This is a genomic window from Streptomyces sp. PA03-6a (assembly GCF_033792765.1).
Classification (GTDB): Bacteria; Actinomycetota; Actinomycetes; order Streptomycetales; family Streptomycetaceae; genus Actinacidiphila.
On record NZ_JARAVK010000286.1, the window covers coordinates 1 to 10,617 of the forward strand.

Annotated in this window: 11 protein-coding genes and 1 riboswitch; of the genes, 6 read left to right on the top strand and 5 right to left on the bottom strand. The window is 74.4% G+C overall.

Annotated elements, in window-relative coordinates:
* The 4 genes from PV350_RS39795 to PV350_RS39810 form a co-directional block, all read left to right on the top strand.
* Positions 1-275: response regulator transcription factor (locus PV350_RS39795; protein WP_500338319.1), on the top strand; the 275-nt coding region annotated here is incomplete at its 5' end.
* 94 nt (positions 276-369) lie between these two features.
* The gene (locus PV350_RS39800) at positions 370-1,212 is read left to right on the top strand and encodes a helix-turn-helix domain-containing protein (protein ID WP_499513528.1); all 843 of its coding nucleotides are present in this window, start codon (positions 370-372) and stop codon (positions 1,210-1,212) included.
* 85 nt (positions 1,213-1,297) lie between these two features.
* On the top strand, positions 1,298-2,197 hold the full coding sequence (locus tag PV350_RS39805) for a helix-turn-helix domain-containing protein (protein WP_500338321.1): 900 nt from the start codon (positions 1,298-1,300) through the stop codon (positions 2,195-2,197).
* A gap of 181 nt (positions 2,198-2,378) precedes the next feature.
* Positions 2,379-3,368: a malate dehydrogenase gene (locus PV350_RS39810; RefSeq protein WP_499513530.1), complete on the top strand. Its 990-nt coding sequence runs from the start codon at positions 2,379-2,381 to the stop codon at positions 3,366-3,368.
* Between the two features lie 75 nt (positions 3,369-3,443).
* Here the strand turns inward: PV350_RS39810 and pdxR are convergent, their stop codons facing one another.
* Entirely contained in the window at positions 3,444-4,904 is a 1,461-nt protein-coding gene (gene pdxR, locus PV350_RS39815) for a MocR-like pyridoxine biosynthesis transcription factor PdxR (RefSeq protein WP_500338323.1), read from the bottom strand.
* 50 nt (positions 4,905-4,954) lie between these two features.
* On the opposite strand from pdxR, the gene PV350_RS39820 reads away from it, so the two are divergent.
* Positions 4,955-5,473 carry a carboxymuconolactone decarboxylase family protein gene (locus PV350_RS39820; protein ID WP_499513532.1) on the top strand — a complete coding sequence of 173 codons (519 nt, stop codon included), beginning with the start codon at positions 4,955-4,957 and terminating at the stop codon, positions 5,471-5,473.
* Positions 5,474-5,521: 48 nt separating this feature from the next.
* Here the strand turns inward: PV350_RS39820 and rocD are convergent, their stop codons facing one another.
* On the bottom strand, positions 5,522-6,727 hold the full coding sequence (gene rocD, locus PV350_RS39825; RefSeq protein WP_499513533.1) for an ornithine--oxo-acid transaminase: 1,206 nt from the start codon (positions 6,725-6,727) through the stop codon (positions 5,522-5,524).
* 131 nt (positions 6,728-6,858) lie between these two features.
* A riboswitch (ZMP/ZTP riboswitch) is annotated at positions 6,859-6,945 on the top strand.
* 30 nt (positions 6,946-6,975) lie between these two features.
* On the opposite strand from rocD, the gene PV350_RS39830 reads away from it, so the two are divergent.
* The gene (locus PV350_RS39830) at positions 6,976-8,418 is read left to right on the top strand and encodes a glycine hydroxymethyltransferase (protein WP_499513534.1); all 1,443 of its coding nucleotides are present in this window, start codon (positions 6,976-6,978) and stop codon (positions 8,416-8,418) included.
* Positions 8,419-8,465: 47 nt separating this feature from the next.
* Here PV350_RS39830 and PV350_RS39835 read toward each other — a convergent pair whose 3' ends face one another.
* The 3 genes from PV350_RS39835 to PV350_RS39845 form a co-directional block, all read right to left on the bottom strand.
* Entirely contained in the window at positions 8,466-9,188 is a 723-nt protein-coding gene (locus PV350_RS39835; RefSeq protein ID WP_500338325.1) for a hypothetical protein, read from the bottom strand.
* Between the two features lie 104 nt (positions 9,189-9,292).
* Entirely contained in the window at positions 9,293-10,045 is a 753-nt protein-coding gene (locus PV350_RS39840) for a hypothetical protein (protein ID WP_500338326.1), read from the bottom strand.
* Positions 10,042-10,617 (bottom strand): RNA polymerase sigma factor (locus PV350_RS39845; protein WP_500338327.1); only part of this gene is annotated, 576 nt, incomplete at its 5' end. The genes PV350_RS39840 and PV350_RS39845, both read right to left, overlap by 4 nt.

The following is a 10,617-nucleotide window of genomic DNA, read 5'->3' on the forward strand; positions in this document are numbered from 1 at the left end:
CGACAGGCCACGGGCGATCAGCCGCAGCACCTCCAGTTCCCGCGCGGTCAGCACCGCCCGCCGAACTGGCGGTGCTGACCGCGCGGGAACTGGAGGTGCTGCGGCTGATCGCCCGTGGCCTGTCGAACCCGGAGATCGCCGACCTGCTCTTCATCAGCGAGGCGACGGTCAAGACCCACCTCAACCGCACGATGTCCAAGCTCGACCTCGGCAGCCGCGCCCAGGCGGTCGTCCTCGCCTACGAGACCGGACTCGTCACCCCGCGGGGAGCGTGAGGATTCTCCGGATTCCATGCATCGAGCGTATGTGCGTCGCTACCGTGGGTTGACCGACGGAGCCGGGGGGTGCGTGGTGGCACGCTGGGAGCCATTGCCCGAGACACTGGACGGTGGCGCGCGCCGTCTCGCCGTGCACCTGCGCCGGATGAAGGACCGCAGCGGACTGAGCGTCCCGGCGCTCGCCGCGCACACGGCGAGCAGCACCGGGGCCTGGGAGCAGTACCTCAACGGCGTGCGGATCCCGCCGCGTGACGCGGTCGAGGTGCTGGGCCAGCTCAGCGGCGCCGACTACGACCGGCTGATCGCCCTGTGGGAGCTGGCCGACCGCGGGGTCACCGACACCATGAAGGGCTTCCCGTACGCCGACCCGCTCGACCCGCTGGCCCCCGTCGAGGGGATGCCCCGGCACGCCCTGCGGCGACGGCGCAAGGCCCTGCTGGCGGCCGCGGGTGGGCTGGTGCTGGGCGGGGTGTTCGCGCTGCTTGTGGCGAGCGGGGTGGCCACCGACGGGACCGGGCGGGCCGATGCGCCGCTGGCGGCCCGCCCCACGGCCAGCGTGCCGGCCGGCCCCGCGCCCTCCGCCACGGGCTCCGCCGGGTCCGCCGTCACCTCCTGGCCCGGGTCGGTCCCCCCGGCGCAGGCGAGGGATGCGCGGGCCTCCCGTACCGCGGGCGCCATGTCCCCGGACGGCGGCACGCCCGCGGCGCAGGTGGCGGAGACCGGCGGGGTGTCCTCCGCCCCGGGCAAGGGCCCGCACACGGCGCCCGGCACGGGCGGGACGACGACGGCGGCACCCGGTGGCGGCGCCCCCACCACCCAGGCACCGCCGCCCGCGACGAGCGCCCCGGCGGCGGCGCCCTCCCCCTCCCCGAGCCGCAGCTCCGGCAAGGGGCTCTGCCTGGGCCTGATCATCCTGGGCATCTGCATCGGATGACGGGCGCAACCGGACGGGCCGCCCGAAGCATCTTCAACGGTAGCCTTCCGGGGCAGAACGGCAACAGCAAGAGGGGGAACGGGAGATGGCCCGCTGGCGGCCACTGGCCGATGACCTGGACCCGCGGGTACGGGAGTTCACCGAGCAACTGCGGCGCCAGGTCGACCGCGGCGGCCTGAGCGTCGCGGCGCTCGCCGAGGCGACCGGGTACAGCAGGAGTTCGTGGGAGCGGTACCTCAACGGCCGGCTGCTGCCACCCCGTTACGCCGTGGTCGCGCTCGCGGAGGCGACGGGGGCCGACCCGGCGCACTTCACCACGATGTGGGAGGTCACGGAGCGGGTCTGGAGCCGTGCCGAGGGCCGGCACGACGTGACGATGGAGGCGCTCCGGATCGCGGAGGCCCGCGCCGCGCTCGGGGAGTTCGGCCCGGCCCCGGGTCCGGCCCCGGCCCCTTCGGCTTCTGATTCCGTTCCCGCTTCAGGGGTAAGGCGCCGTCCGGCCGTGCTCTTCGTGGTGGGCGTCGTGGCCGTCGTGCTGGCGGTGGTCGGCGCCACCCTCCTGACCGGCGGCGGGGGAGGCGACGACCGGGCGCGGCCCGGACCGTCCCCTACCGCCCGGGCGGCCGGACTGCCCGCGGGAGTGAAGTGCACCGGCCAGGACTGCACCGGCAAGGACCCGGAGGGCATGGGGTGCGGCGGCGGCAACGCCCTTACGGCCGCAGCGGCCTGGGTGGGCGGCGCGTACGTCGAGATGCGCTACAGCCGGGTCTGCGCGGCCGCCTGGGCCCGCATCTCCGCCGGGGCCACCGGCGACACGGTCAGCGTCACGGAGGCCGGCGGGGCCCGCCGCTCCCAGCGCAGCCGCATCGGCCGGGACCCCGCGGCGTACACGCCGATGCTCGCCGTCCGCACCCCCGGCGCCGCCCGCGCCTGCGCCACCCTCACCACCGGCCCCCACGGCTGCGCCACACCCCCGCCGGGCTGACGACCGCCGCCGGCCCCGCTGCGCGGGGGCGGTGACCGGGGCCACACTGGGGGTGGCACCCGCCACGACGGCACGGGTATAGCCTGGCGTGGGTCTCTTGACGCCGAGAGATCCCCGTTCCGGGGCAAGGGACGCTGCCGGGGCGGCAAGGGATCCAGCAGGAGAAGGCCAGGAGAAGGCAATGACTCGCACTCCCGTCAACGTCACCGTAACCGGAGCGGCCGGCCAGATCGGCTACGCGCTGCTCTTCCGCATCGCCTCCGGCCACCTGCTCGGCCCCGATGTCCCGGTGAAGCTGCGGCTGCTGGAGATCACCCCGGCGCTCAAGGCCGCCGAGGGCACCGCGATGGAGCTGGACGACTGCGCGTTCCCGCTGCTCCAGGGCATCGACATCTCCGACGACCCGAACGTCGCCTTCGACGGCACCAACGTGGGCCTGCTCGTCGGCGCCCGCCCCCGCACCGCCGGCATGGAGCGCGGCGACCTGCTGGAGGCCAACGGCGGCATCTTCGGCCCGCAGGGCAAGGCCATCAACGACCACGCCGCGGACGACATCCGCGTCCTCGTCGTCGGCAACCCGGCGAACACCAACGCGCTCATCGCGCAGTCCTCGGCCCCGGACGTCCCGGCCGACCGTTTCACCGCGATGACCCGCCTGGACCACAACCGCGCCATCTCGCAGCTGTCGAAGAGGACCGGCGTGCCGGTGAGCGAGATCCGCCGCCTCACCATCTGGGGCAACCACTCCGCCACGCAGTACCCGGACATCTTCCACGCCGAGGTCGCCGGCAAGAACGCCGCCGAGACCGTCAACGACGAGAAGTGGCTGGCCGAGGAGTTCATCCCCACCGTCGCCAAGCGCGGTGCGGCGATCATCGCGGCCCGTGGCGCGTCCTCCGCCGCGTCGGCCGCCAACGCCGCGATCGACCACGTCTTCACCTGGACCAACGGCACCGCCGAGGGTGACTGGACCTCCGCCGGTGTCGTCTCCGACGGTTCCTACGGCGTGCCGGAGGGCCTCATCTCCTCCTTCCCGGTGACCGCGAAGGACGGCAAGTTCGAGATCGTCCAGGGCCTGGACATCAACGAGTTCTCCCGTGCGCGCATCGACGCCTCGGTCAAGGAGCTCGAGGAGGAGCGGGACGCGGTCCGCGGCCTCGGCCTCATCTGAGCCCGGGACGCCGAGTCCCACGACCGGCCCTCCGCCGCGCCCCGCACGGGTGTGGCGGAGGGCCGTTCCGTGTGCTCAGCCGGTGTGCGCGGCGAGGAGCGCGCACAGGACGTCCAGGCAGCCGGAGAAGGCGTGCTCGGGCGGTGCGCCGTAGCCGACGACGATCGCGTCGCCCTCCGTGCCGCCGAAGTCGGCGAGGCTCTGCAGGGCGAGGCCGTGCTCGCGCGCCCGTGCGACCAGCGCGTCGGCCGAGGTGCCGGGCGGCAGCCGCAGTACGGCGTGGAGGCCGGCGGCGATGCCCGACACCCGCACGGCGGGGGCGCGGGCGGCGAGTGCGGTGACGAGGCGGTCGCGGCGGCGGCGGTAGTGCAGCCGCATCCGGCGCACGTGGCGGTCGTAGCCGCCGGAGACGATGAGTTCGGCGAGGGTCAGCTGGTCGAGCACGGGGGACTGGTGGTCGGCGAGGACCTTCTCGGCGAGCACGGGTTCCACGAGGGCGGGCGGCAGGGCGAGCCAGGCCAGCCGCAGCCCGGGGGCGAGGCTCTTGCTGGCGGTTCCGGCGTAGACGACGTGCTCGGGCGCGAGCCCCTGCAGGGCGCCGACCGGCTGCCGGTCGTAGCGGAACTCCCCGTCGTAGTCGTCCTCGACGACCAGGCCGCCGGTGGCGCGGGCCCAGGCCACCGCGGCCGTGCGCCGCGCGGGGGAGAGCGGGGCGCCGTACGGGAACTGGTGCGCGGGCGTGAGCAGCGCGGCGTCGACGCCGGCGTCGAGGAGGGAGACCTGCGCCCCGTCGTCGTCGACGGGCAGCGGGACGGTGGTGAGCCCCGCCCTCCGCAGGATGCGCACGGTGTGCGGGTAGCCGAGCGCCTCGACGGCGATGCTGCCGGCCCCCCGGGTCCGCAGGGCACGGCCGATCAGCCCGGCAGCCTGGACGAAGCCCGTGCACACCACGACGAGCTCCGCGGTGGTGCGCACGCCGCGCACCCGGCCCAGGTACGCCGCGAGGGCCTCGCGCAGTTCGGGGCGGCCGCGGGGGTCGGTGTAGCCGAGGGCCTCGTTGGGCGCGGCCGCCAGGGCGCGGCGCGCGGCGGCGGACCACGCGGCGCGGGGGAACGAGCCGAGGTCGGGCGAGCCGGGTCGCAGGTCGTACGGGACCTGTTCCCGGGGCTGTGGCGGGCCGGGCGGTTCCGGGGTGCCGGCGGGGTCCGCGGTGCGCTCCGGTCGCGGTGCGGTGGTGCGGGCGTGGCCGCCGCGGCGCGGGGCGGCCGCGCGCCAGCCGTCGCCGACGCGTGTGCCGGAGCCCTGGCGGGCGGTCAGCCAGCCCTCGGCCACCAGCTGCCCGTAGGCGTCGGCGACGGTGTTGCGGGCGACGCCCAGGTCCTTGGCGAGCGTCCGGGAGGACGGCAGCCGGGTGCCGGGGGAGAGCCTGCCGTCGCGCACGGCCTCACGCAGCGCGTCCTCCAGCCCGGCGCGCGCACCGGTGCCGCCGGCGAGGTCCAGATGGAGGTCGACCCCTGAAATGGCCCACTCGTTCACGCTCCAAGTGGACCACGGGCCGAGGCCACCCCGTCACTACGTTGGGTCGCATGACGATGATCACGACTTCCGCCGGTGCCCCGTCCGACCTCGGCCCGGACGACCTGGTGCCCGCCCACGCGCCGCGCATGGTGCTCGGCAAGGCCGCCCCCGACTTCTACAAGGCGATGATCGCGCTGGACGCGGCGGCGGCCGGCGGCCTGGACCCCGTGATCAGGGAACTGGTCAGGGCCCGCGCCTCGCAGCTCAACGGCTGTGCGTACTGCGTGGACCAGCACCTGAACGACGCCCGCAAGCTCGGGCTGACCGAGCAGAAGCTCAACGGGCTCACCGTGTGGTGGGAGACCCCGTTCTTCACCGTGCGTGAGCGTGCCGCGCTGGCGCTGAGCGAGGCGGTGACCCGGCTCGGGGAGCGTGGCGTTCCGGACGAGGTCTACGACGAGGCCGCCCGGGTCTTCGACGAGGAGGAACTGGCCCGGCTGATCGCCATGTGCGTCACCATCAACGCCTGGAACCGCATCGGCGTGACGACGCGGATGTCCCCGGCGGTCCGCCCCGACGGCGTCTGACCGCCGGGGCACACCCCTCCGCCGGACCCGGACCCCGGTTACCGGGGCTCAGGCCGACAGCACGGCCCGCAGCTGGTCGAGACCCCAGTCCAGGTCCTCCTTGGAGATCACCAGCGGCGGCGCGAGCCGGATCGTGGAGCCGTGGGTGTCCTTGACCAGGACACCCCGCTCCAGGAGCCGTTCGGAGACCTGCCGGCCGGTGCCGTGCTCCGGGGCGATGTCCACGCCCGCCCACAGACCGCGGCCGCGGACCTTCGTGACGGCGCCGCTGCCGGTCAGCAGTGCCAGCTCGTGGTGCAGGTGGTCGCCGAGTTCGGTGGCCCGCTGCTGGTACTCGCCGGTGCGCAGCATCGCCAGGACCTCCAGGGCCACCGCGCAGGCCAGCGGGTTGCCGCCGAAGGTGGAGCCGTGCTCGCCGGGCCGGTAGACCCCGAGCACCTCCGCGGAGGACACGACCGCCGAGACGGGGACGACGCCACCGCCGAGCGCCTTGCCCAGCACGTACATGTCCGGGACGACGCCCTCGTGCTCCGACGCGAAGGTCCGGCCCGTCCGGCCCAGTCCCGACTGGATCTCGTCGGCGATGAAGAGGATCCCGCGCTCCTCGGTGAGCCGGCGCACGCCGGCCCAGTACCCGGCCGGCGGCACGAGGACCCCCGCCTCGCCCTGGATGGGCTCCATCAGCACGGCCACGGTGCGGTCGTCCAGTGCCGCCTCCAGCGCGGCCAGGTCGCCGTACGGGACGACCTCGAAGCCGGGGGTGTACGGGCCGAAGTCCGCGCGGGCCTCGGGGTCGGTGGAGAAGCTGATGATGGTGGTCGTCCGCCCGTGGAAGTTGTCCGCGGCGACGACGATCTTGGCCTGGCCGTCCGGCACGCCCTTGACCCGGTAGCCCCACTTGCGGGCCGTCTTCACCGCCGTCTCGACGGCCTCCGCGCCGGTGTTCATCGGCAGCACCATCTCCATGCCGCACAGCTCGGCCAGCTCCGTGCAGAAGCGCGCGAAGCGGTCGTGGTGGAAGGCCCGCGAGGTGAGCGTCACACGGTCGAGCTGGGCCTTGGCGGCCTCGATGAGACGGGCGTTGCGGTGCCCGAAGTTCAGCGCCGAGTAGCCGGCGAGCATGTCGAGGTAGCGACGGCCCTCGACGTCCGTCACCCAGGCGCCTTCGGCGGAGGCGACGACGACCGGGAGGGGGTGGTAGTTGTGGGCGCTGTGCGCCTCGGTGGCGGCGATGTGCTCGGCGGCGGTCGACACGTGAGTGCTCCGTTCGTGGTACGTCGGGAGTTGTGGCGCTGGGGCCCGGTGGGGCCCCTTTCTATCGTCGCTCGTCCCGGATGCGAAGAAACCTCGCGTCGGGCGGCTTCCCCACGGGCGTTGCTAGGCTGGCCACGGGTCGTGACTGGCGCGCTGGGATGGGATTGACCATCGGGGAGCGGCCCGTGAACTGTGTGCCGTGCGCCTGGGCCGTCCCGTATGCCGTGCCGTGCAGCAGGAGGTCTGACATGACGAGTGGTTCCACCGAATCCACCGCCTTCCGCAGTGCCCTTGAGGTGATCAGGGGTGTCGAGCCGCGCGTGGCCGATGCCATCGGCCAGGAGATCGAGGACCAGCGTGCCTCGCTCAAGCTCATCGCCAGTGAGAACTACGCCTCCCCGGCCGTGCTGCTGACCATGGGCAACTGGTTCAGCGACAAGTACGCCGAGGGCACGGTCGGGCGCCGCTTCTACGCCGGCTGCCGCAACGTCGACACCGTCGAGGCGCTCGCCGCCGAGCACGCGCGTGAGGTCTTCGGCGCCCAGCACGCCTACGCCCAGCCGCACTCCGGCATCGACGCCAACCTCGTCGCCTTCTGGGCCGTGCTCGCCGCCCGGGTCGAGGCGCCCGCGCTGGAGCGGGCCGGGGCCCGCCAGGTCAACGACCTGAGCGAGGAGGACTGGGCGCGGCTGCGCCACGAGCTCGGCGACCAGCGCATGCTCGGCATGTCCCTGGACGCGGGCGGCCACCTCACGCACGGCTTCCGGCCCAACATCTCGGGGAAGATGTTCGACCAGCGCAGCTATGGCACCGACCCCGCCACGGGCCTGCTGGACTACGAGGCCCTGCGCAAGACCGCCCGCGAGTTCCGGCCGCTGATCATCGTGGCGGGCTATTCGGCCTACCCGCGGCTGGTGAACTTCCGGATCATGCGGGAGATCGCCGACGAGGTGGGCGCCACGCTGATGGTCGACATGGCGCACTTCGCGGGCCTGGTCGCCGGCAAGGTCCTCACCGGTGACTTCGACCCCGTGCCGCACGCGCAGATCGTCACCACCACCACGCACAAGTCGCTGCGCGGCCCGCGCGGCGGCATGGTGCTGTGCGACTCCTCGCTCGCCGAGCAGGTCGACCGCGGTTGCCCCATGGTGCTCGGCGGCCCGCTGCCGCACGTGATGGCCGCCAAGGCGGTGGCCCTGGCGGAGGCCCGCCGCCCCGAATTCCACACCTACGCGCGGCGCATCGTGGACAACTCCCGGGCCCTGGCCGAGGGGCTGCTGCGGCGCGGTGCCACGCTGGTGACCGGCGGCACGGACAACCACCTCGTCCTGATCGACGTCGAGTCCTCCTACGGGATCACCGGCCGGCAGGCCGAGGCCGCACTGCTGGACTCGGGCATCGTCACCAACCGCAACTCCATCCCCCAGGACCCCAACGGGGCCTGGTACACCTCCGGCATCCGCATCGGCACCCCCGCGCTGACCACGCGCGGCCTCGGCACGGGTGAGATGGACGAGATCGCCGGGCTGATCGACCGGGTGCTCACGGCCACGACGGCGGGCGTCACCTCGGCCGGCAAGCCCTCCAAGGCGCAGCACGTGCTGGACGCGAAGGTCTCCGACGAGATCGCGCAGCGCGCGGCGGACCTGCTGGCCGGCTTCCCGCTCTACCCCGGGATCGACCTGAGCTGACCCGCCCGCGCGGGGTGCGTGCCGGCGTGGCCCGCACCCCCGTCGCGTCAGGCGTCGACGAGCTCCTGCCGGGGCCCCTCCCCGGGCGTGTGCCGGGATATCCGGCGCAGGACGAGGAAGGTGCCGGCGCCACCGACGAGCAGGCCGACGCCGAGCCCGGGCAGGGACAGCCACCAGCCGTCCGCTCCGCCGCCGTCCCCGGCCGCCGTGGCCTGCGGGGCGGTGGCGGGGTCATCCGGTGCGGCCGCCGCGGTCTCCTGGACGGACGTGGCGCCGTCCGGGCCGAGCGGGTAGTCCGGGGCGCTGATGCCGAGGCCCTTGTCGGACCCCATGAGGCCCAGCCGGCCGAGCAGGCGGTCGAGCTTCTCCGGCTGCGCCGCCTTGTGCCACACACCCTGCTCCGGCAGACCCGTGTCTGTCACCGTGCGGGTGTGGACCCAGGCACCGCCGGGACCGTCCGGGTACACGTAGTCCACCTTCCAGACCGACACGTCGTGGATCAGCCACGTCAGGGTGACCTGGCGGTGGTGGTCGTTCATCACGTCCGACAGCGAGTCCGGCGGACCCTCCTTCGGGCCGTTCCCGATGGACTGGTCCAGTTCCTGGTAGTCGGGTGAACTGGCGTAGATTCCCGCGGCCTTGCCACTGCCCGGAGCGACCAGCATCACACTGGTCGGCCCGCCCGCGGCCGCCGGGCCCGACCCGCCGATCACGGCGGCGAGCGCCGTGACGGTGACTCCGGCCCAGCTGACGATCCTTCTGATCCGCATCCGGTCCCCCTCTCGCTCGGTCCTGCCCCTGTTACACCGCCCGGGCCCGCCAGGTTCCCGTCCCCGGGAAAAAAGGGACGGGAACAGACGCGCGGAGAAGGGCCCTAACGCGGCCGGGCGGACTTCGCGACGGTGACCGCGCGTGCCAGGTCCGGGACGCCCTCCAGGCGCAGCGTCGTCTGCCCGCGCTGCCAGACCAGGGTGGGTCCGGCCGTCCGGGGAGGCTCGCGGCGGGCACGGCCGTCGGGGTCGACGAGCCGGACGTAGTGGGGCTCGGCGAACCACACCCCGTAGTCGTTCCCGCTGCCCAGATCGACCCATTCGACCGCGTCGCCGACCGTCTTGAGGAAGACCACGTCGATCGTGGCCCGGAACTGGTCGAGTCGTACCGTGCGCCCGTCCACCCGCCAGCTCATCGACAGCACCCGCCCCCCGTCGACCACCGACACCCCGTCCGGTTCGCCCAGCTCGGCCGGCACGTACGCCCCGTCCAGCGGCGCGTCACCCCGCACCGGCGGCGGGGCGCCCGTGCCCGGGCGGGCGGAGGGGTCCCGGTGCACGACGACGCCGCCGAAGCCGAACCAGTCCGCGACCGCGGCCCGCACCGGCGGGGTGAGTACGAGCACCACCAGCAGCCCGCACAGCGCCGCTGTCAGGGCACGCCAGCGCGCGGCGGCCCACGCGCGCGCCCGGGCGCCGCGGCCGGGGGCGGGGGCGCGGGCGGTCACGACGGGGGCCGGCACCGCCTCGGCCAGCAGCCGGGCCAGCACCTGCTCGGCGACGGAGTCGGGCGACGGCGCCGGGATCTCCAGCCGCCGGCCCACCTCGCGCAGCTCCTCCGGGAGACGGTCGGTCATGGGCGCCGCCCCCCGTCGTCGCACGGGCTGGACAGCACCGGCTCGCCGAGCCCCGCCCGCAGCCGGGCCAGGGCCCGGTGCAGCCGGGACTTCACCGTGCCACGCGGCCAGCCGAGCACCGTCGCCGTCTCCTCCTCGTCCAGGTCCAGCAGATAGCGGCAGGTGACCACCATCCGGTGCGGCTCGCTCAGCGCCCGCACGGCGGACAGCAGCTCCGCCCGGCGTTCCCGCGACACCGCCAGCGACTCCGGGTCGTCCTCCGCGAGGGGCAGGGCCTCCAGCGCGGCGTTGCGCTCCACCGCCGACCGCAGACGGCGCGCCGCCCGCCCGGCGTTCCTCGCCTCGTTGGCGACGATTCGCAGCAGCCACGGCCGGAAGGCGGCCCCCTCCTGGAAGGTCGCGAGCGCGCGGTACGCCTTGACGAACGAGACCTGCACCACGTCCTCCGCGTCGGCGCCCGCGCCGAGCAGCACGGCGGTGCGGTGCGCGACGTCCGCGTGCGGGCGCACCAGCTCCGCGTACGCCTCCCGCTCACCGGCGCGTACGCGCGCGATCACCGCCGCCTCCCCCTC

Coding starts and splice junctions, on each gene's coding strand:
- PV350_RS39835 (WP_500338325.1), bottom strand. CDS start 9,188: ATGCGGATCAGAAGGATCGTCAGCTGGGCCGGAGTCACCGTCACGGCG.
- PV350_RS39840 (WP_500338326.1), bottom strand. CDS start 10,045: ATGACCGACCGTCTCCCGGAGGAGCTGCGCGAGGTGGGCCGGCGGCTG.
- PV350_RS39820 (WP_499513532.1), top strand. CDS start 4,955: ATGACGATGATCACGACTTCCGCCGGTGCCCCGTCCGACCTCGGCCCG.
- PV350_RS39805 (WP_500338321.1), top strand. CDS start 1,298: ATGGCCCGCTGGCGGCCACTGGCCGATGACCTGGACCCGCGGGTACGG.
- PV350_RS39810 (WP_499513530.1), top strand. CDS start 2,379: ATGACTCGCACTCCCGTCAACGTCACCGTAACCGGAGCGGCCGGCCAG.
- PV350_RS39830 (WP_499513534.1), top strand. CDS start 6,976: ATGACGAGTGGTTCCACCGAATCCACCGCCTTCCGCAGTGCCCTTGAG.